The 19176-nt window shown below is 66.7% G+C and carries 20 protein-coding genes; 14 read left to right on the top strand and 6 right to left on the bottom strand.

Translation table 11 applies throughout. The features are described from left to right. Nucleotides 1-69: 69 nt before the first annotated feature. Genes IFT63_RS09320 through IFT63_RS09330 form a run of 3 tightly spaced genes read left to right on the top strand, consistent with a single transcriptional unit; the run spans nt 70 to nt 2359 of the window. Entirely contained in the window at nt 70-402 is a 333-nt protein-coding gene (locus IFT63_RS09320; RefSeq protein WP_042614371.1) for a DUF3649 domain-containing protein, read from the top strand. Continuing rightward, nucleotides 399-2033, top strand: coding sequence for a PepSY-associated TM helix domain-containing protein (locus tag IFT63_RS09325; protein ID WP_192083919.1), 1635 nt, complete (start codon nt 399-401; stop codon nt 2031-2033). Before IFT63_RS09320 ends, IFT63_RS09325 begins: the two co-directional genes overlap by 4 nt. Then, entirely contained in the window at nt 2030-2359 is a 330-nt protein-coding gene (locus IFT63_RS09330) for a DUF3325 domain-containing protein (protein WP_192083920.1), read from the top strand. Before IFT63_RS09325 ends, IFT63_RS09330 begins: the two co-directional genes overlap by 4 nt. Nucleotides 2360-2538: 179 nt before the next feature. Here IFT63_RS09330 and rlmKL read toward each other — a convergent pair whose 3' ends face one another. After that, entirely contained in the window at nt 2539-4674 is a 2136-nt protein-coding gene (rlmKL, locus tag IFT63_RS09335; RefSeq protein ID WP_192083921.1) for a bifunctional 23S rRNA (guanine(2069)-N(7))-methyltransferase RlmK/23S rRNA (guanine(2445)-N(2))-methyltransferase RlmL, read from the bottom strand. Nucleotides 4675-4864: 190 nt separating this feature from the next. After that, nucleotides 4865-5392, bottom strand: coding sequence for an alpha/beta hydrolase (locus IFT63_RS09340; RefSeq protein ID WP_042614367.1), 528 nt, complete (start codon nt 5390-5392; stop codon nt 4865-4867). 72 nt (nt 5393-5464) lie between these two features. Here IFT63_RS09340 and IFT63_RS09345 point away from each other — a divergent pair, with 72 nt between their 5' ends. Then, nucleotides 5465-6034 (top strand): N-acetylmuramoyl-L-alanine amidase, encoded by a 570-nt coding sequence (locus tag IFT63_RS09345; RefSeq protein WP_192083922.1) that lies wholly within the window; start codon nt 5465-5467, stop codon nt 6032-6034. Between the two features lie 68 nt (nt 6035-6102). Here the strand turns inward: IFT63_RS09345 and IFT63_RS09350 are convergent, their stop codons facing one another. The 3 genes from IFT63_RS09350 to IFT63_RS09360 all read right to left on the bottom strand — a co-directional run bounded on the left by IFT63_RS09350 (nt 6103) and on the right by IFT63_RS09360 (nt 8618). Then, nucleotides 6103-7008: a sulfurtransferase gene (locus IFT63_RS09350; RefSeq protein ID WP_192083923.1), complete on the bottom strand. Its 906-nt coding sequence runs from the start codon at nt 7006-7008 to the stop codon at nt 6103-6105. Beyond that, nucleotides 7005-7817, bottom strand: coding sequence for a CoA pyrophosphatase (locus tag IFT63_RS09355; RefSeq protein WP_192083924.1), 813 nt, complete (start codon nt 7815-7817; stop codon nt 7005-7007). The genes IFT63_RS09350 and IFT63_RS09355 overlap by 4 nt, the downstream gene beginning before the upstream one ends. A gap of 99 nt (nt 7818-7916) precedes the next feature. Beyond that, nucleotides 7917-8618 carry an FKBP-type peptidyl-prolyl cis-trans isomerase gene (locus IFT63_RS09360; protein WP_042614363.1) on the bottom strand — a complete coding sequence of 234 codons (702 nt, stop codon included), beginning with the start codon at nt 8616-8618 and terminating at the stop codon, nt 7917-7919. Nucleotides 8619-8822: 204 nt separating this feature from the next. Between IFT63_RS09360 and IFT63_RS09365 the strand changes: the two genes are divergently transcribed. From IFT63_RS09365 to IFT63_RS09380, 4 genes are all read left to right on the top strand, one after another. Further along, nucleotides 8823-9581 (top strand): enoyl-CoA hydratase-related protein, encoded by a 759-nt coding sequence (locus IFT63_RS09365; RefSeq protein WP_192084195.1) that lies wholly within the window; start codon nt 8823-8825, stop codon nt 9579-9581. Nucleotides 9582-9584: 3 nt separating this feature from the next. Then, entirely contained in the window at nt 9585-9941 is a 357-nt protein-coding gene (locus tag IFT63_RS09370) for a hypothetical protein (protein ID WP_042614361.1), read from the top strand. After that, on the top strand, nt 9941-10630 hold the full coding sequence (nth, locus tag IFT63_RS09375; RefSeq protein WP_042614360.1) for an endonuclease III: 690 nt from the start codon (nt 9941-9943) through the stop codon (nt 10628-10630). Before IFT63_RS09370 ends, nth begins: the two co-directional genes overlap by 1 nt. Before the next feature lie 182 nt (nt 10631-10812). After that, on the top strand, nt 10813-12024 hold the full coding sequence (locus tag IFT63_RS09380) for an OprO/OprP family phosphate-selective porin (protein ID WP_192083925.1): 1212 nt from the start codon (nt 10813-10815) through the stop codon (nt 12022-12024). A gap of 79 nt (nt 12025-12103) precedes the next feature. On the opposite strand, the gene IFT63_RS09385 is transcribed toward IFT63_RS09380, so the two are convergent. Continuing rightward, entirely contained in the window at nt 12104-13090 is a 987-nt protein-coding gene (locus IFT63_RS09385) for a DMT family transporter (protein WP_192083926.1), read from the bottom strand. 114 nt (nt 13091-13204) lie between these two features. Between IFT63_RS09385 and pstS (IFT63_RS09390) the strand changes: the two genes are divergently transcribed. From pstS (IFT63_RS09390) to phoU, 6 genes are all read left to right on the top strand, one after another. Then, on the top strand, nt 13205-14224 hold the full coding sequence (gene pstS, locus IFT63_RS09390) for a phosphate ABC transporter substrate-binding protein PstS (RefSeq protein WP_192083927.1): 1020 nt from the start codon (nt 13205-13207) through the stop codon (nt 14222-14224). 318 nt (nt 14225-14542) lie between these two features. Then, a complete protein-coding gene (gene pstS, locus IFT63_RS09395) occupies nt 14543-15634 on the top strand; it encodes a phosphate ABC transporter substrate-binding protein PstS (RefSeq protein WP_042614356.1) in 1092 nt (363 codons plus the stop codon). 85 nt (nt 15635-15719) lie between these two features. Continuing rightward, nucleotides 15720-16688: a phosphate ABC transporter permease subunit PstC gene (gene pstC, locus IFT63_RS09400; protein WP_042614355.1), complete on the top strand. Its 969-nt coding sequence runs from the start codon at nt 15720-15722 to the stop codon at nt 16686-16688. After that, on the top strand, nt 16688-17551 hold the full coding sequence (gene pstA, locus IFT63_RS09405; RefSeq protein WP_042614354.1) for a phosphate ABC transporter permease PstA: 864 nt from the start codon (nt 16688-16690) through the stop codon (nt 17549-17551). Before pstC ends, pstA begins: the two co-directional genes overlap by 1 nt. A 19-nt stretch (nt 17552-17570) precedes the next feature. Beyond that, entirely contained in the window at nt 17571-18401 is an 831-nt protein-coding gene (gene pstB, locus IFT63_RS09410) for a phosphate ABC transporter ATP-binding protein PstB (protein ID WP_042614353.1), read from the top strand. Between the two features lie 32 nt (nt 18402-18433). Further along, nucleotides 18434-19138 (top strand): phosphate signaling complex protein PhoU, encoded by a 705-nt coding sequence (gene phoU, locus IFT63_RS09415; RefSeq protein WP_042614352.1) that lies wholly within the window; start codon nt 18434-18436, stop codon nt 19136-19138. The last annotated feature ends 38 nt before the right edge of the window (nt 19139-19176 follow it).

The following is a 19176-nucleotide window of genomic DNA, read 5'->3' on the forward strand; positions in this document are numbered from 1 at the left end:
GGCGGCCGGCCACGGACGGCCACCTTTTCCACCGGCAGCGATGCCATCAACCGCAACTGCAGGAACACCGTGGACCGCTCGTCTTCTACTGCCAACACGACCGCCAGCGCCCGCCTGGCCACCTTCTTCGCCCGCCCCGGCTGGGGGGTGTTCTCGCGCAGCATGGCCGCCATCTTCGGTGGCTACGCGCTGGCCGCGGTGACCAGCGTGTTCTGCGCGCTGGCGTTGCCCGGCGCGCGTGGACAGACCGTGCTGACCGGCATGCTGCTGGCGATCGTGGTGTGTGCCTGCGCGGCGCTGTGGGCCTTCGCCACGCGCACGGCGTTGCGCGCGTGGATCGGCATCCTGCTGCCCACCATGGTGATGGCTGCGGTTGCACGGGCACTGGGAGCGTGGGCATGAAGAACGGATTCCGCCAGTCGATGGCCTGGCTGCATACCTGGACCGGCCTGCTGGTGGGCTGGCTGTTGCTGCTGATCTTCATGGCCGGCACCGCCAGCTATTACCGCGAGGAAATCAGCCGCTGGATGCGCCCGGAACTGCCGGTCACCGCAGTCACCACCGATGTCGCCGCCGAGCGCGCGGTGCACTACCTGCAGGAACACGCCGGCCAGGCCGAAACCTGGTTCGTCACCCTGCCCGACCCGCGCAACCCGGCCATGCGCATGTTCTGGCGCAATCCCGAATCGATGGTAAAGCCGCCGGTGGAAGGCGAGCGCCGCCGCCGCGGTGGCGGACGCTTCGGCGAGGCCACGGTCGATCCGAACACCGGCGACAAGCTGGAAGCCCGCGAAACCCGCGGCGGTGAGTTCTTCTACCGCCTGCACTTCGACCTGCACTACATCCCGGTGCTGTGGGCGCGTTACCTGGTGGGTTTCTGCGCGATGTTCATGCTGGTGGCGATCATCACCGGGGTCATCACCCACAAGAAGATCTTCAAGGACTTCTTCACCTTCCGCAAGGACAAGGGCCTGCGTTCCTGGCTGGATTTCCACAACGTCAGCGCGGTGATGGCGCTGCCGTACCACGCGATGATCACCTACACCGGCATCGTCACCCTGATGGTGATGTACCTGCCGTGGGGCATCAAGGCGGCCTACCCCACTGATGAAGATGCGTTCTTCAGCGAAGCGTTCGGCGGCATGCCGGAGGTCAGCGCACCGGCCGAAGGGCGTGCTGCACCGCTGCCGATCCAGCAGCTGCTGGACAGCGCGCGCGCGCACTGGAAAGGCGTGGATGTGTCCGGTTTCAGCGTCACCCGCCCGGGTGCGGCCAATGCGGTGATCGACATCCGCCAGCGCGATGGCCGCCGCCTGTCCATCGATACGCCGGCGCTGCGCTATGACATGGTGACCGGCAAGCTGCTGATGGAATCACCGGCCGCCGGCGCAGCCACTGCCACCCGCGGGGTGATGTACGGGCTGCACCTGGCCCGCTTCGCGGACTGGGGACTGCGTGCCTTGTTCTTCCTGTCCGGCCTGACCGGCTGCCTGATGGTGGCCAGCGGCGTGGTGCTGTGGGCGGTGAAGGAGCGGCCCAAGCATGCCAAGAGCGGCCGGATCGGCTTCGGCCTGCGCCTGGTGGACGCGCTGAACATCGGCGCGGTGGCCGGGTTGCCGATCGCCTTCGCATCGTACTTCTGGGGTAACCGGCTGCTGCCGTTGCAGCTGCCCGAGCGCGCCGATGCCGAGGTGAGCGTGTTCTTCTACGCCTGGGGCGCGGCCCTGCTGGCCGCGTTCGTGTGGCCGAAGCGGGTCATGTGGACCTGGCAGCTGTACCTCGGCGCGGCCCTGTTTGCGTTGTTGCCGCTGCTCAATGCGCTGACCACCCAGGCCCATCTGGGCGTGACCCTTCCAGCCGGCGACTGGGTGCTGGCCGGCTTCGATCTGGTGATGCTGGCCTTCGGCGCGATGCTGGCCCTGTGTGGCTGGCGGATGCAACGCTGGACGCCGCCGTTGAGCGCTGCGGAAAAGAAAAAGCGAGCAGCGGCTGCTGCCGCGGGCAGCGCGGTCGCGGTGGAGGCGAAGGCATGATGCTGCTGGCCTTGGGCGTGTCCTTCAGCGCGTTCACCGCGCTGTCGCTGGCGATGGAAAAGCACCCGCTGGACCTGCACGGAAAGCAGGCCGCGCCGGTGTCGCGGCGCCGGCAGTGGTCAGTGCTGGGCTGGGTGCTGCTGGGCGCGGCATTCGGGCTGAGCGTGGTCGACCACGGCTGGGCGATGGGACCGGTGCTGTGGCTGGGCACGATGACCATTGCCGGTCTGCTGCTGGCCTTCGGGCTGTACCCGTGGAAACCACGCTGGATCGCGCCGCTGGCGCTGGCGTTGCCCGCGTTGGGACTGGTTGCCGCGTTGGTGTGAGGTAGCGATGGCCGCTGGCCGTCACGCTTCTACCGCTGCGCTCGCCGAGCATGGCTCGGCGCTACCGGGGAACGGCGGGCGCGTTGGTAGCGCCGAGCGATGCTCGGCGGGGTGCGAAAAGCAGGACGGCCAGCGGCCGTCACTACCTCGGTCGCGCGGGGCCCGACTCACCGATGCGATTACAGCGCGCGCAGTTCCCATGCGCGATGGATGCGCGCGTTGCGTTCGAAATCCGGCCCGATGGTGCGTGGGCTGATCTCGCGGCACGTGGCGAACCCGGCGATCGCGTTTTCTTCCAGCTTGAAGCGGCGGAAGTTGTTGGAGAAGTACAGCACGCCGCCCGATGCAAGCCGGGCCACGGCCGCACGCAGCAGCCGCAGCTGCTCGCGCTGCACGTCGAAATCTTCGGCGCGCGCGGAGTTGGAGAAGGTCGGCGGATCGCAGAAGATCACGTCGTACAGGCCTTCGTCGGCCTCCAGCCAGGCCATCGCATCGGCCTGCACCAGCAGGTGCTGGTTGCCGCCCTGCCCGTTCAAGGCCAGGTTGTCGTAGCACCACTGCAGGTAGGTCGCCGACAAGTCCACGCTGGTGGTGCTGGCCGCCCCCGCCACCGCCGCCTGCACACTGGCCACGCCGGTGTAGCAGAACAGGTTGAGGAAATGCCTGCCGCGTATCTGTTCGGCCATGGTCCGGCGCAGCGGACGGTGGTCCAGGAACAGGCCGGTATCCAGGTAATCGAACAGGTTCACCCGCAGCAGCGCGTTGTTCTCGCGCACGATGAGGAACTCATCGCGGCGCTCGAAGCGACCGTACTTGCTGCCGCCCTTGCCGCGCTCGCGCGACTTCAGCGCCACCTGCTCCGGCGGCACCTGGAACACCTCGCGCGCGGCCGACAGCAGTTCGTTGCGGCGGCGGCGTACGTCGTTTTCGGGGATGGTCGCCGGCGGGGCGTATTCCTGCACGTGCAGGAAGGTGCGGCCCTTGCCGCCATCTTCCTGGTAGACGTCGATGGCCGCCGCGTATTCGGGCAGATCGGCATCGTAGGCACGGAAGCAGGTCACCTGCTCGCGCGCACGCCAGGTCTTGAACTTCTTCAGGTTCTTGCGGATGCGGTTGGCCACCATCTGCGCGCCTTCGCTGAGCTCGCGCGGCACCGCCGGGTCGCGCTTGGGCACGGCGATCGGATCGCAGACGATCAGCGCGCACTCCAGCGCACCGTTGAACATCTGGTACTTCTTGCCGGCGCGCAGGCCGGTGGCGAAGGCCAGTTCGTCATCGCCACACAGCAGGCTGGCGCGCCACTGCGGTACCGCCTTCTGCAGGGCATCGCCCAGGCGGCGATACAGCGCCGGATCGGCCGCCAGTCGCTCGTCGTAGGGCGGATTGCAGACCACCGTGCCGATCTCCAGCGGCGGCGCCGGCAGGTCATCGATATCGGCGCGGGTGAAAGTGATCGCATGCGCGACGCCGGCCACTTCGGCATTCTCGCGCGCCGCAGCAATCGCCAGCGGATCGATATCGCTGCCGAACACCACCGGCTTCAGCGCGGCCAGGCCGGCGGTCTCGCGTTCGCGCGCTTCCACCAGCAGCGACTTCCAGCTGTCCTTGTCAAAGCCCAGCCAGCGGCTCGGTGGCAGGCTGCCATGGCGCATCAGGCCGGGCGCGACGTCGGCGGCCATCAGGGCGCCTTCGATCAGCAGCGTGCCGCTGCCGCACATCGGGTCCAACAGGCCCCCCCCGGCCGCATGCAGGCGCGGCCACTGGCCACGCAGCAGCACGGCGGCGGCGAGGTTTTCGCGCAGCGGCGCATCATGCGCGGCGCCACGCCAACCGCGGCGGTGCAGCGGGCCGCCACCGAGGTCGATGGAAATCGTCGCCCGGCCCTTGCGCAGGGACAGGTTGATGCGGATGTCGGGCAGATCGGTATTCACCGATGGGCGCTCCAGTCCCTCGCTGCGCATGCGGTCGACCACCGCATCCTTGATCCGCTGCGCGGCAAAGCGCGCATGGGTGATCTTGTCGCCGGACACGTGGGCATCCACGGCCAGGGTCATCTCCGGCTTCATGTGGTCCTGCCACGGCATCATGTGCACGCCGTCATACAGGGCCTGTTCGTCGGGGCAGTCGAACTCGGCCAGCGGCCACAGCACGCGGCTGGCCAGGCGTGACCACAGCACCACGCGCTGCGCCTGGGCCAGGTCACCTTCAGCGTTGGCGCCGGCAATGGTGGCGGTCGCCTTGGCAAGGCCCAGGGCCGACAGCTCGTCGGCAAGCAGGTATTCCAGGCCCTTGGCGCAGGAGACGAAGAAATTCACGGGATCGGTTTCGCAGGTGGGGCGGCCGCTTGCGCGGCGCAGGATCGGGCAGGCCCTGGCAACAGGCCCGCGCCCATGCCGGCGGCACGGGGGCACCATTGTAATCGCTGGCGGGCCGGCCCGCCCTGGAGGGTGGCCAGGGCTCGGACAAGAGCGTGACGACCAATGGTCGCCACCCACCTTGGGCGCCTTACAGCCGGCGCAGCAGGGCCTCGAAGGCGGCCGCCGATTCGGCCACGTGGTCGTTCAGGCGGTGGCCGTCGTTGACCAGCAGCAGCGATGCCGAGCGCTTGCGCGCCCATTCGATGACCCCGGCCGCGGGGATCAGTTCGTCATGCCAGGCATGCACCACGCTGGTCGGAACGGCGGCCGCATCCAGGGCGGGCATGGGGCCCATGGTGGTCGGCGGCACCATCAGGAACAGGCCGGCTACCGGCACCTGCAGCGAGGCGATGGCGGAGATGTAGGCGCCCAGACTGGAACCGGCCAGCACCACCGGGCCGCGTGCCGCGGCGGTCGTGGCCCGCTCGATCAGCCGCTGCAGCCGTGCCGGCACATCGCCGAGCCGGCTTACGTCCGCCTTGGCATCCAGGTCCATGAAGTCCGGCCGCTCGTGGGTCCAGCCCAGGCGCTCGGCCACATCGGCCAGCGCGGTCACCTTGATGGCATCGGGGCCGCTTTCGAAGCCATGCGACAGGATGCAGTGGCCGCGGCTCATGCGGTCACCAGCGGAACACGCGCAGGGGTCATTTCGGGAATGCAGTTCATCGCGCAATGCTAGCATCGGCACATGCCGAATCCGTTGATTCCCGGGCTGCAGACCCAGCCCCTGCCCTACCACGACCTGCTGCCACTGCGCGCGACGGACACGCTGCAGACGGTGGTGGTGCATTGCACCGAACTGCCCGACCTGGCCATGGCACGCCAGTACGGTGAGAAGCCGCTGTATGAGAGCGGAACCGGCAACAGCGGGCACTTCTACATCGACCGCGATGGCAGCGTGTACCAGTACGTGGCCACCGACCGCATCGCCCACCACGTGCGGGGCATGAACGAGACGTCCATCGGCATCGAGCTGGTAAATAAGGGCCGTTATCCGGACTGGTTCGACAGCCGTTGCCAGGCCATGCCGGAGGACTATCCCGAAGCACAGATCGCCGCGCTGGTGCGCCTGGTCCAGGCATTGGCGAGGCGGTATCCGTCATTGCGCTACATCGTGGGCCACGACGAGCTGGACCTGGAGCAGATCCCGGCCAGTAACGATGCCGCGATCAATGTGGCGCGCAAACGCGATCCCGGTCCGTTGTTTCCGTGGCGCGAGGTGCAGGCCGCCGTGCCGCTGCAGCACGCCGTGCCGTAACGCGTGGCGAGCAAGCTCGCCACCTACAAAGCCTGGTCGTGGCGAGCTTGCTCGCCACCACGGACGGCTCATCCGCCGGTCGCCACCGGCCGGCGGCCATCACTGATCCAGCCGCTCCACGAATCGGCATAGATGCGTGCGCCGTGCAGGCCGGCCGATTCCATCGCCAGCAGCAGATGGCAGGCGGTAACGCCGGATCCACACATCAGCACCACCTGCGCCGCATCATGCGCGCCGATCACCTGCTGCAGTTCGGCGCGCAGTTCATCGGCCGGGCGCATTCTGCCGTCCACCACGTTCAAGCCGAACGGGCGGTTCACGGCGCCAGGTACGTGGCCGGCCACCGGATCCAGCGGCTCCACTTCACCGCGGAAACGTTCGGTGGCGCGTGCATCGACCAGCCAGCCGGATGCATGTTTCAGCCGCATTGCCACTTCATCCACGCTGGCCACCTGACGGGCATCGAGCTGGCCGGGATACGGCGGCAAGGCGGGAGGTTGGACGACTGCGGTTGCCACCGGAAGACCTGCCTGTTGCCATGCCGCGAAGCCACCATCCAGCACCGCTACCTGGCGGTGCCCCATCAAGCGCAGCAGCCACCACAAGCGGGCGGCCGCCATGCTGCCTTCGGCGGCGTCATACACCACCACCTGCGTGTCCGGACCGATGCCCCAGCGTCCCAGCGTGGCAGCGAAGGCCGCGCTGTCCGGCAGCGGATGGCGGCCATGACCGGTCTTGTTCTTGTCCGACAGATCCTGGTTGAGGTCAGCGTATACCGCACCGGGAATGTGCCCGGCGGCATACTGCGCTGCCCCGGCCTGGGCATCGGTGAGCGAAAAACGCGTATCGACCACGCGCACTGCGGTGCTCGCCATGGCGCGCGCGTCCACCACGCGGGGCGCATCGGCACCGAGCATCGCGGCCAATGATGCCGCATCGACAAGCGGGGTCCAGCTTGGATCGTTGGCGTTCATGACACTTCCTCCAGGCGACGGCGCAGGTTGTACAGGATGGCCGCGGTGGCGCCCCATATGCGCTGGCCGGGCCAGCTGTATTCCAGGACGTGGCGCACGCGTCCACGATGGACGATTTCCACGTGGCGCAGGTTGTCCGGTGACATCAGGAAGTCCAGCGGCACCTCGAACACGTCGGCCACTTCGTCAGGCGACGGCACCGGCTTGAAACCTGGATCAATCACCGCCACCACCGGCGTCACGCGGTAGCCGGTAATGGTCACGAAGGGATCCAGGTAACCGAGGGCCTGCACTTGGTCACCCGCCAGCGCGATTTCTTCGTTGCTTTCGCGCAGCGCCGCGGCCACCGCATCGGCGTCGTCAGCTTCGGTGCGGCCACCGGGGAAACCCACCTGGCCACCATGCTGGCGCAGCGCTTCGGTGCGGCGGGTCAGGATCACCTGCGCGCCGGTGGCACGCGGCACGATACCGGCCAGCACCGCTGCTTCGACAAGCGGTCCGGGCGGTAGCAGATCCTCCAGCTCGCTGCGGTTCCAGCCATCCCCCAGCGGCGGCGCATCCAGCGGATGCAGCGCGCGCATCAGGCGTTGATGATCGGCCAGCGAGCCTTCCAACGAAGCTCGGAGCTGCTCGCGCATCGGCAGGCGATGGTGCATGACGCGCTGCCGTTCGCGCTCGCTCATCGACGACCACCGCGCGATTTCGTCGAGGCTGCGCAGGCAGCCGGTGCACGACCGATGCGGGTCGAGTTCGCATTTTCCAATGCAGGGACTGGGCACGGCACGTGCTGGTTTTTCCGTGGTTTGCACCGCCGTACATTACCGCGAATGGACCGCGGCCGGCACCCGACGCAAACAAAAACGCGCCGGTGGAAGCCACCGGCGCGTCGGGTCAAACGGCGTTGCTGATTACTTGACGCTGACCAGCTTGATCTCGAACTGCACGGCCACGTTCGGCGGGAACGGGGTACGCGGATCGGCACCATAGGCCTGTTCCGGCGGCAGGGTCACTTCCCACTTCGAGCCGGCCGGCATCTGCAGCAGGGTCTCGCGCATGGCCTTCATTTCCACTTCGCTCAGCTTCATCGCAGGAATCTGCTGGGCGGGACGGGCTTCAGCCGGACGGGTGCCGTACGGGAACGGACCGGCCACTTCCAGCTGCACGGTGCTGGCCTGCGTCGGCTTGGCGCCCTTGCCAGCTTCGATCACGCGGTACTGCACGCCGCTGGCCAGGGTCTGCACGCCGGCCTTGGCCTTGTTGGTGGCCAGGAACTGGGTGCTCTTGGTCTTGTTTTCAGCAGCAGCCTTGTCGTACTCGGCCTTGGCGGCCTGCGCACGACCCTGCTCGCGCTTCTGGAAGGCTTCAACGGCCGGCTTCAGCTGGTCGGCGGTAATGGCCGGCTGCTTCTTGGCGTAGGCATCCTGCAGGCCCTTCACCACCGAGTTGATGTCCAGCTGCTCACCGCGACCGGTCAGCTCGGCAAGGTTGTTGCCGTAGTCATAACCGAAGTAATAGCTGAGCTTGCCCTTTTCGGACGCAACGTCCTGGGCGAAGGCATTGCCCGTCAGGGCCAGGGCCGCGACGGCGACCGCGATAGAACGCAACTTCATCAAACAATTCTCCAGGGGTGGTAACTCAGGGGGCGTTTTCGCCGCCCTGAGGCGACGGGTTAGGATAGCGGCCGCGAGGGGGGTTCCGCTACTGACAACGCAGGCTTTGACCTGATTACGTTTCAAGAGTTCAACATCACTGTTTTTTAACGTTTCTGGAGATTCCGCGTGGCCGACGCCCTGATTGCCGCCCCCGTTGCCGTAATGGACCACGGTGCCATCCGCACCGTGACGGTGCAGCGCCCGGAGAAACTCAATGCGCTCAATGGGGAAACCCTGCGCGCGCTGGCCGCGGCCTTCGAGGACGCCGCCCGGGACCCGGCCGTGCGCGTCGTGATCCTGACCGGCGCCGGGCCGAAAGCCTTCGTTGCAGGGGCTGACATCAGTGAGATGAACGCGCTGTCGGCCGTCGAGGGACGCGACTTTTCCCTTCTGGGACAGCGCCTTATGCGTCAGATCGAGCGGATGCCCAAGCCGGTCATCGCACGCGTGAACGGGTTCGCACTGGGCGGCGGGCTTGAGCTTGCCATGGCCTGCCACCTGCGTATCGCCGTCGATACCGCCCGGCTGGGCCAGCCGGAGATCACCCTCGGGCTGATTCCCGGCTTCGGCGGCAGCCAGCGGCTGCTGCGCCTGTGCGGGCGCGCCGCCACGCTGGAACTGTGCCTGCTGGGCACCCCCATCGATGCCGCACGTGCGCTGCAACTGGGCCTGGTCAACGAGGTCGCCGGCGCCGACGCGCTGGACGCGCGCGTGGCCGCGCATGCCGAACGCCTCGCAAACGCGGCGCCGCTGGCCCTGCGGGCGCTGCTGGATGCGGTGCATGTAGGCGGCGAATGCAGCCTGGAATCGGGGCTGGAATACGAGAGTGCGCAGTTCGGGCTGCTGTTTGCCACCCAGGACATGCGTGAAGGCACCAGCGCCTTCCTCGAACGCCGCCCTGCCGTGTTCCAGAACCGCTGAACCATGGCACGTGAGATCGACCCTGCAGTCCTGTTGGAACGGCTGTTGGCCGACGACCTGGACGGCGCGGTGCAGGCTGGCCTGATGGAGTACGCGCCCGCTGGGGCCGATGCCAGCCGGGTGCCTGGGCATCCGGATCTGCCGCAGCGGTTGCTGCAGGCCCAGCACCAGCTGCGCCAGGCTTGGGCGGCACGGGAGCGCTACCGGGCACGTGCGGTACGCCTGGCGCGCCGGGATGCCGAGCGCGACGCGCGCCGCGCACCGCCGCCGGCCCCCGACCAGAAGCCCGCCCTGCCCTCTGCCGCCGCGGCGATCCTGGCGCGCGCCAAGGCGCGGGCGGCCGCCCCAAAAGGAAGCTGATGGCTACCGCCGGCAAGACCGCACGCGCACCTGCGCGGCGTACCGCGAAGATGCCGCGCACCGACGTGGTGGAGATGTTCACCCGATTGCGCGAGCTCAATCCACATCCGAAGACCGAACTGGAGTACAGCTCGCCGTTCGAGCTGCTGGTGGCCGTGGCGCTGTCGGCGCAGGCCACCGACGTGGGTGTCAACAAGGCCACGCGCAAGCTGTTTCCGGTGGCCAACACGCCGCAGGCGATCCTGGACCTGGGCGAGGAAGGCCTGAAGCGCTATATCTCCACCATCGGTCTGTTCAACGCCAAGGCGAAGAACGTGATCGCCGCCTGCCGCCTCCTGGTGGAGCAGCACGGCAGCGTGGTGCCGGAAGACCGCGCCGCGCTGGAGGCCCTGCCCGGCGTGGGCCGCAAGACCGCCAACGTGGTGCTCAACACCGCCTTCGGGCAGCCGACCATGGCGGTGGACACGCATATTTTCCGGGTGTCCAACCGTACCGGGCTGGCACCGGGCAAAGATGTGCGCGCCGTTGAGGATGGGCTGATGAAGGCTGTTCCCGGGGAGTTCCTGCTCGATGCGCACCACTGGTTGATCCTGCACGGGCGCTATGTGTGCAAGGCGCGCAGGCCCGACTGCCCGCAGTGCGTGATCCGCGACCTGTGCCGCTTCAAGGACAAGACGCAAACCGCCTGAAGTCACCGCGCGCCTGCCATCCCGACGCAATCGTGCCGTCATATGGATCGGGCCTGATAAGGGCCCTGCGCCACGGCAAAGGCCCTGGCGGCCGACACGCGTTCGCAAACTGTCATATTTACGCAATCTTCACGATCTAGCCTGCGCGCATCTTCCCACCTGCCTGCAAGGCTACTTTCTCCATGAAACTGCATCGCCAACTTCTCACTGCGGCCGTTGCGGCTGCGCTGTTTGTCCCGGCCGCCCACGCTGAAGTGGCCATCGATGTGATCGGCGGTTCGGAGATCACCTTCGAAGGCCTGGTCCAGGCCGATGGCAACTGGTTCGACAACGATGTAGCCGACCTCAACGGCGGCGATGCAGCCAACGGCAAGGACAGCGAGTTCGAGCTGCGTCGTGCCGAACTGGTGCTCAAGGGCAAGGGCCCGGGCAACGTGGAATGGGTGGTCGGCTACGACGCCAAGGCCGACAAGTTCCTCGACACCAACATCAAGTACAAGCTGGGCGGCAACAGCAGCCACTTCATCCAGCTGGGCCAGTACAAGCAGCCCAACAGCCTGGAAGAACTGTCCAGCACCAAGAACAACGACTTCATCTCCAAGGCTGCCGTGACCAACACCTATGCCGTGGCGCGTCGCCTCGGCGGTGCCTGGGGCTACGGCCAGGACAACTGGTCGGTGACCGCCAGCGCCTTCGGTCGCGAACTGACCCGCAACCTCGCCCACGGCAGTGGCTACGGCGCGCGCGGCACCTTCGCCCCGATCAACGAGAAGGGCCAGGTCCTGCATTTCGGCCTGAGCTACGTGGCCTATGACACCGACGCGGACACCCTGCGCGTGCGTGCCCGTCCGAATGCCGACCTGGCCACCGTGCGCCTGATCGACAGCGGCAACATGGTCGACACCGACAACGTCACCACCCTGGGCGTGGAAGCGATGTACATCGGTGGCCCGTTCAAGGCGCAGGGTGAGTACTACAGCAGCAAGGCCAAGCGCATGGCCAACGACAACTACACCAGCGATGGTTTCTATGTCAGCGGCGTGTGGAACATCACCGGTGAGACCTGGGGCTACAAGGGCGGCGTGCCGGGAACCGGCCTGCCGGACAACCCCGCCAGCGGCATGTGGCAGCTTGGCGCGCGCTATGACCACATGGACCTCAACGACGGCAACCTGAGCGCCAACCCGGTCGCCGGTCGTCCGCCGATCGTGGACGGCGTGCTCGGCGGCAAGATGGATATCTGGACCGTGGGCGTGAACTACTACTGGCGCTCCAACACCAAGTTCGCCCTGAACTACGTGATGGTCGACAGCCAGAAGTACAGCTCCAGTGCGCGTGGCTTCGTCAACGACGACCCGAACATCCTGGAAGCGCGCCTGCAGTTCTTCTGGTAAGACCTGCAGTTGCAACACGCTGATCGTGGAGGGCACGGCATTGCGCCGTGCCCTTCTGCGTTGTTGCAGGACGCTGCCTTCAGAGCCCGCGCAGGACCTGCTGGCGACGCCGGGACAGGGAATGCAGCGCGATCCCCACGCTGACCAGCCCGATCCCGATCCGCTGCCACGTCGCCAGGGTTTCAGCGAAGAACAGCACTGCCACCGCACTGCCCAGCACAGGCACCAGCAAGGTGAACCATGAGGCGCGGACTGCACCGAGCAGGTTGATCGCGTAGTACCACAGACCGAACACCACGCTGCCATTGAGCAGGCCCGCCCAGCCGATTCCCAGCAGGTCGGCCGCGCTGGGCTGGGCAAGTGCGCCCGGCTGCAGCAGTACCCAGCCCACCATCGGCAGGGAGGTCAGCAGTGCCAACAGCATCTGCAGGGTCACCATCGACCGCGCCGGCAGGCGCTGGGTCGGCTGGCCTGCCAACCACGTGCCCAATGCCCACGCCAGCGCGTTGGCCACCACCAGCAGGCCGCCTGTGCCCAGTGGCGTTGCACTGCGTCCTGCGAAGAGCAGCACGCCGGCCAACGCGGCTGCAGGCGCTGCGGCACCCAGCAGCGTCCAGCGGCGGGAGTGTGCAGCGTCGATCAGGCTGGTGAACGCCGGCATGGTGTAGATCAAGGCAAGCACCGTGGACGCAGGGAACCAGGACAACGCCACGATGTTCATCGTCGCCACAAGGCTGCCGTTCACCGTCACCGCAACGAGGATCTGCCACCGTGATCGCCGGTCAAGCCGCCGCAGCGCCGCAAGGGTGCCGGCGATACCGCCCAGCAGGGGCAACAGACCGAGCGAAACGCTGTAGAAACGGAACATCCAGGGCCCAAGATGCTCGATGGCCTGCCGCGCGAAGGAAAAGCTCGCCGCCCATATCACTACCACGGCAAGCGCGGCAGCAGCGCCGCGCAGGTCAGTGCGTGGGGTGGCCATCGCGTTCCTGGTGTCATGCGCCGGATGGGCGCCACTGCAGGTATACCGCCCGCACTGCCCGGGCAACTGTCTGGAATCGGTCATCCAGGCGCTGTCATGGATGCGTCATGTGACAGTCGCGCTGGTGTCACGCAATCGTTATGGAATGTGCAGCGACACGACGGGTACTCACCCGTCCACCACCCAGGAGCCATCCCCGTGATCCACGCCTTCAAGTCGCGCGCCGCCGCCGCCATTCTGGCCGCGTCGTCCGTCTTCGCCGCCAACGCCGCTGATGTGACCGGCGCCGGCGCGTCCTTCATCTTCCCCGTGATGTCCAAGTGGTCGGCCGATTACACCGTCGCTACCGGCAAGAAGGTCAATTACCAGTCCATCGGTTCCGGCGGTGGCATCGCGCAGATCAAGGCCGCCACGGTCGACTTCGGTTCCTCCGATGCCCCGCTGAAGCCGGAAGAACTGGCTGCTGCAGGCCTGGCCCAGTTCCCGTCGGTGATCGGCGGCGTGGTGCCGGTGATCAACGTGGCCGGCATCGCCCCGGGCGCACTGAAGCTGGATGGCGCCACCCTGGCCAACATCTTCCTGGGCAAGATCAAGACCTGGAACGACCCGGCCATCGCCGCGCTGAACCCGGGCCTGACCCTGCCGGCGGCGAAGGTCACCATCGTCCACCGTTCGGACGGTTCGGGCACCACCTTCAACTTCGTCAACTACCTGTCCAAGGTCAGCCCGGAGTGGAAGACCAAGGTCGGTGAAGGCACCTCGGTCCAGTGGCCGGCCGGCATCGGCGGCAAGGGCAACGAAGGCGTCGCCGCCTACGTGAAGCAGATCAAGGGCGGCATCGGCTACGTCGAACTGTCCTACGCGCTGCAGAACCGCATGTCCTACGCTTCGATGAAGAACGCCGCCGGCAATGTCGTGCAGCCCTCGGACACCACCTTCGCCGCCGCTGCCGCCAGCGCCGACTGGGCCAACGCCAAGGACTTCTACCTGGTGATGACCAACGCACCGGGTGCCCAGGCCTGGCCGATCACCGCCACCAACTTCATCCTGGTGCGCAAGCAGCCGCGCAACGTGGCCAATGCGAAGGCGACCCAGGACTTCTTCCGCTGGATCTACAAGAGCGGCGACAACCAGGCCAAGCAGCTGGACTACGTGCCGCTGCCGGACAGCCTGGTGCAGCAGATCGAAACGTACTGGACGCAGAACCTGAAGTACTGATCCATCACGACATGGGGCCGGCGGGGACTCTCTCCCTCCGCCGGCCCCTTCCGGGGCGCGTGACCTTTCCAGGGTTGCGCGTTTTTTTTTGCGCCCGGTCTTGCTCGCGTGCATGCGGTGGGGGGTTGGAGCGAAGAGCAGAAGCCGCGCACTTATGGTCCGCGCGGGGGCTTGGGCGACGGGTGCGGAGTCGTGAAAGGCCCGTCAGATGGGGGTGTGGGGGGCTGCTGTCACCTGCGTCATCAGGCTGTAACAAAAACATCATTTCATAGCCGCAACCGCCGGACAGACCGGCAACCTACCGCTATGGAGTGACGCATGAAACTGCAGAAAGCCGGCCTGGCCACCCTTTCCCTGGCCATTGCCCTCGGCCTGTCGGCCTGCGGCGGCAACGAAGCGCCGACCGCCCAGCAGCCGGCCGACGGTTCCACTGCCGCGGCCCCGGCCGCCGGTGACAAGGTCAGCGCCGAAGTCTCCGGCGCCGGCGCTTCCTTCATCTTCCCGCTGGTGTCCAAGTGGTCGGCCGATTACAACGCGGCCAGCGGCGCCAAGATCAACTACCAGTCGATCGGCTCCGGCGGCGGCATCGCCCAGATCAAGGCCGGCACCGTTGATTTCGGTTCGTCGGACAAGCCGCTCAGCAGCGAAGAGCTGGCCCAGTCCGGCCTGGCGCAGTTCCCCTCGGCGATCGGCGGTGTGGTGCCGGTGGTCAACATCGAAGGCCTGGAGCCGGGCAAGCTGCGCCTGAGCGGCGCCCTGCTGGCCGACATTTTCCTGGGCAAGATCAAGACCTGGAACGACCCGGCCATCGTGGCCGCCAACCCGGGCGTGACCCTGCCGGAAGGCAAGATCACCCTGGTGCATCGCTCCGATGGTTCGGGCACCACCTTCAACTTCACCAACTACCTGTCCAAGGTCAGCGCGGACTGGAAGGGCAAGGTCGGCGAAGGCACTTCGGTGCAGTGGCCGGACGGCGTGGGTGGCAAGGGCAATGAAGGCGTGGCTTCGTACGTGAAGCAGATCAAGGGCTCGATCGGCTATGTCGAATTGGCCTACGCCCTGCAGAACAGCATGCCGTACACCTCGATGCAGAACGCGGCCGGCACCTGGGTGCAGCCGAGCGCTGAAACCTTCGCCGCCGCTGCCGCCAGCGCCGACTGGGCCAGCGCCAAGGACTTCAACCTGGTCATCACCAATGCACCGGGTGAGCAGGCCTGGCCGATCACCGCCACCAACTTCATGCTGATGCAGAAGCAGCCCAAGGATGCCAAGCGCAACCAGGATGCACTGGCGTTCTTCAAGTGGGCCTTCGAAAACGGCCAGGCGCAGGCCAACGAGCTGCACTACGTGCCGCTGCCGGCCGAGCTGGTCACCCAGATCGAAGCCTACTGGGGCACTGAACTGAAGTGATGCCGGCACGGTGCCCGCCCCGCGCGGGCACCGTCCTTTCGAGTACCGCGTCACCCCGCCCCCAACTGGCCGCGTCGCCTATCCCATGAATGCCATCGCACAGCCTGCCGCCGTACCTTCCACGCGTGATGCGCGTGACGCCCGCAATGACCGCCTGTTCCGATGGGTGCTGGTCGGCACCGTCATCTTCGTCCTGGCCGCGCTGGCCTGCGCCGCGCTGTCCATGCTGTGGGGCGGACGCCACGCCCTGGAAGCGCAGGGCCTGAGCTTCTTCTACTCCTCCGAATGGAATCCGGTGGAGAACAAATTCGGTGCGCTGGCACCGATCTACGGCACCCTGGTCACCGCGCTGATCGCGATGGTCATCGCCGTACCGGTGAGCTTCGGCATCGCCTTCTTCCTGACCGAAGTCGCCCCGCGCTGGATGCGCGGCCCGGTCGGTACCGCCATCGAACTGCTGGCCGGCATTCCTTCGATCATCTACGGCATGTGGGGCCTGTTCGTGCTGGTGCCTGTGATGACCGAGTACGTGACGCCCTTCCTCAATGAAACCCTGGGCGAATGGCCGATCATCGGCCCGATGTTCCAGGGTCCGCCGCTGGGCATCGGCATGCTCACCGCCGGCTTCGTGCTGGCCATCATGGTCATCCCGTTCATCTCTTCGGTGATGCGCGAAGTGTTCCTGACCGTGCCGACCCGCCTGAAGGAATCGGCCTATGCGCTGGGTTCGACCAAGTGGGAAGTCAGCTGGGACATCGTGCTGCCCTACACCCGCTCGGCGGTGATCGGCGGCATCTTCCTCGGCCTGGGGCGCGCCCTGGGCGAGACCATGGCGGTGGCCTTCGTGATCGGCAACAGCGTGCGCCTGTCGCCTTCGCTGCTGGAGCCGGGCACCACCATCGCCGCGCTGATCGCCAATGATTTCGGCGAAGCCACCGAGACCTACCGTTCGGCCCTGCTGCTGCTCGGCTTCGTGCTGTTCATCGTCACCTTCGTGGTGCTCGCCATCGCCCGCCTGATGCTGATGCGCCTGTCCCGCAAGGAGGGCAACTGATGTCCACTGCCACTGAATCGCTGTACCTTCGCCGCCGCATCGGCAACGTCGTGGCGATCCTGCTGTCCGTCGTCACCGCGCTGTTCGGCCTGTTCTTCCTCGGCTGGATCCTGTGGACGCTGTTTTCCAAGGGGTTGCCAGGCATCAACTGGGCGCTGTTCACCCAGATGACCCCGCCGCCGATGCAGGAAGGCGGCCTGGCCAATGCCTTCTACGGCAGCGCGGTGATGTGCGCCATGGCGATCGGCATCGGTACTCCGCTGGGCGTACTGGCCGGCACCTGGCTGGCCGAGTACGGCAACTTCCGCAAGGCCGGCACCGTGGTCCGCTTCGTCAACGACATCCTGCTGTCGGCCCCGTCGATCGTGCTGGGCCTGTTCGTCTACACGCTGTTCGTGATGCAGACCGGCGGCAGCTTCTCCGCCTTCGCCGGTGCGCTGGCCCTGGCCTTCATCGTGCTGCCGGTGGTGGTACGCACCACCGATGAGATGCTGCGCCTGGTGCCTTCGCAGATGCGCGAAGCGGCGCTGTCGCTGGGCATCCCGCAATGGAAGGTCACCGTGCAGGTGCTGTACCGCAGCGCCTCGGCCGGCATCGTCACCGGCATCCTGCTGGCGCTGGCGCGCATTTCCGGCGAGACCGCTCCCCTGCTGTTCACCGCCTTCGGCAACCAGTACTGGAGCAGCAACGTGTTCCAGCCGATGGCCTCGGTGCCGGTGGTGATGAACCAGTTCGCCGGCAGCCCGTACGAATCCTGGCAGGTGCTGGCCTGGGCCGGCGCGCTGGTGCTGACCGTCTTCGTGCTCCTTATCAGCCTGAGCGCACGCGGCATCCTGCTGCGCAACCGTATCTCCCATGACTGACCTTTCCGCGGACACTGCCATGAACGATCTTTCCAACGCCGTGCCGATGCAGCGCATCGTGGTCCCGGCCTCGCATGAATCGCTTGCCACTCCGGCGCCGGTCAAGCTGGCCGCGCGTGGACTGGACTTCTACTACGACAAGTTCCATGCCCTGAAGAGCATCGACATCGAAGTGCCGGAGAAGCGCGTCACTGCGCTGATCGGCCCTTCCGGCTGCGGCAAGTCGACCCTGCTGCGCATCTTCAACCGCATCTACGCGCTGTACCCGAAGCTGGAAGCGCGTGGTGAGGTGCTGCTGGACGGCGAGAACATCCTCTCGCCGAAGTACCCGATGAACCGCCTGCGCAGCAAGGTCGGCATGGTGTTCCAGAAGCCGGTGCCGTTCCCGATGACCATTTTCGAGAACGTGGCGTACGGCATCCGCCATCACGAAAAACTGTCCAAGGCGGACATGAACGACCGCGTCGAACATGCGCTGCGCCAGGGCGCGCTATGGGACGAAGTGAAGGACAAGCTGGGCCAGAGCGCGCTGGGCCTGTCCGGTGGCCAGCAGCAGCGCCTGTGCATCGCACGCGCCGTCGCCCTGCGCCCGGACGTGCTGCTGCTGGACGAACCGACCTCCGCGCTGGATCCGATCTCCACCAGCCGCATCGAGCAGCTGGTGGAGGAGCTCAAGCACGATTACACCATCGTCATCGTGACCCACAACATGCAGCAGGCCGCGCGTGTTTCCGACTACACCGCCTTCATGTACCTGGGCGACCTGATCGAGCACGACCGGACCGAAGTGATCTTCTCGCAGCCCAGCAAGCAGCAGACCGAAGACTACATCACCGGCCGCTTCGGCTGATCCGCCGCACGCCCTTTTTCGAGAGCATAGACATGAACCTTCCCAACGACCACATCGTCAAGAGTTACGACGAAGAGCAGCAGCGCCTGGTCGCCGAAATCGTGCGCATGGGCGAGATGGCCGTGGCGCAGCTCGAAGCGTCGATGGACGTGATCGAGAAGCGCGACGAGAATGCCGCCCGCCGCATCATCGCCAATGACGAAGCCATCGACGCGCTGGAACAGCAGATCAGCCACGACGTCATGCGCCTGTCGCTGCGTGGGCCGATGGCACGCGACCTGCGCGAGATCCTCGCCGGCCTGCGCATCCCGGCCGACATCGAACGCATCGGCGACTATGCCGCCAACGTGGCCAAGCGCTCCATCGCGCTGGGCAAGGTGCCGCCGCTGCCGCAGATCCAGGGCCTGCGGGCACTCGGCCGGCTGGCCGCGGTGCAGGTGCGCCGGGCCATCGAGGCCTACCGGGACAACGACGTGGAAGCGGCGCTGGCGCTGCGCGAGGACGACGCCCGCCTGGATGCGCAGTACACCGCGCTGTTCCGCGAGCTGCTGACCTACATGATGGAAGACCCGCGCAACATCACCCCCTGCACCCACCTGCTGTTCATGGCCAAGAACCTGGAACGGGTTGGCGACCACGCCACCAACATCGCCGAGAACGTCTGGTTCCTGGTGCATGGCGAACAGCCGCTGCCGCCGCGCGAGAAGCGCGACGAGACCTCCAGCGCCGCGGAGTGATCCCCGGCGCGGCAGTGCCCGGAAGCCGGGCCCTGCTC

Origin of the sequence: Stenotrophomonas sp. CFBP 13724, from assembly GCF_014841975.1 — a bacterium.
GTDB classification, from domain to species: Bacteria; Pseudomonadota; Gammaproteobacteria; order Xanthomonadales; family Xanthomonadaceae; genus Stenotrophomonas; species Stenotrophomonas lacuserhaii.

Bases quoted from the DNA above. Each gene is read 5' to 3' on its own strand.
- pstB (WP_042614353.1), top strand. From the start codon at position 17,571: ATGAACGATCTTTCCAACGCCGTGCCGATGCAGCGCATCGTGGTCCCG.
- IFT63_RS09360 (WP_042614363.1), bottom strand. From the start codon at position 8,618: ATGAAGTTGCGTTCTATCGCGGTCGCCGTCGCGGCCCTGGCCCTGACG.
- IFT63_RS09350 (WP_192083923.1), bottom strand. From the start codon at position 7,008: ATGAACGCCAACGATCCAAGCTGGACCCCGCTTGTCGATGCGGCATCA.
- phoU (WP_042614352.1), top strand. From the start codon at position 18,434: ATGAACCTTCCCAACGACCACATCGTCAAGAGTTACGACGAAGAGCAG.
- IFT63_RS09370 (WP_042614361.1), top strand. From the start codon at position 9,585: ATGGCACGTGAGATCGACCCTGCAGTCCTGTTGGAACGGCTGTTGGCC.
- pstS (WP_042614356.1), top strand. From the start codon at position 14,543: ATGAAACTGCAGAAAGCCGGCCTGGCCACCCTTTCCCTGGCCATTGCC.
- IFT63_RS09325 (WP_192083919.1), top strand. From the start codon at position 399: ATGAAGAACGGATTCCGCCAGTCGATGGCCTGGCTGCATACCTGGACC.
- IFT63_RS09340 (WP_042614367.1), bottom strand. From the start codon at position 5,392: ATGAGCCGCGGCCACTGCATCCTGTCGCATGGCTTCGAAAGCGGCCCC.
- IFT63_RS09380 (WP_192083925.1), top strand. From the start codon at position 10,813: ATGAAACTGCATCGCCAACTTCTCACTGCGGCCGTTGCGGCTGCGCTG.
- pstC (WP_042614355.1), top strand. From the start codon at position 15,720: ATGAATGCCATCGCACAGCCTGCCGCCGTACCTTCCACGCGTGATGCG.
- nth (WP_042614360.1), top strand. From the start codon at position 9,941: ATGGCTACCGCCGGCAAGACCGCACGCGCACCTGCGCGGCGTACCGCG.
- IFT63_RS09345 (WP_192083922.1), top strand. From the start codon at position 5,465: ATGCCGAATCCGTTGATTCCCGGGCTGCAGACCCAGCCCCTGCCCTAC.
- IFT63_RS09365 (WP_192084195.1), top strand. From the start codon at position 8,823: ATGGACCACGGTGCCATCCGCACCGTGACGGTGCAGCGCCCGGAGAAA.
- IFT63_RS09385 (WP_192083926.1), bottom strand. From the start codon at position 13,090: ATGACCGATTCCAGACAGTTGCCCGGGCAGTGCGGGCGGTATACCTGC.
- IFT63_RS09330 (WP_192083920.1), top strand. From the start codon at position 2,030: ATGATGCTGCTGGCCTTGGGCGTGTCCTTCAGCGCGTTCACCGCGCTG.
- pstA (WP_042614354.1), top strand. From the start codon at position 16,688: ATGTCCACTGCCACTGAATCGCTGTACCTTCGCCGCCGCATCGGCAAC.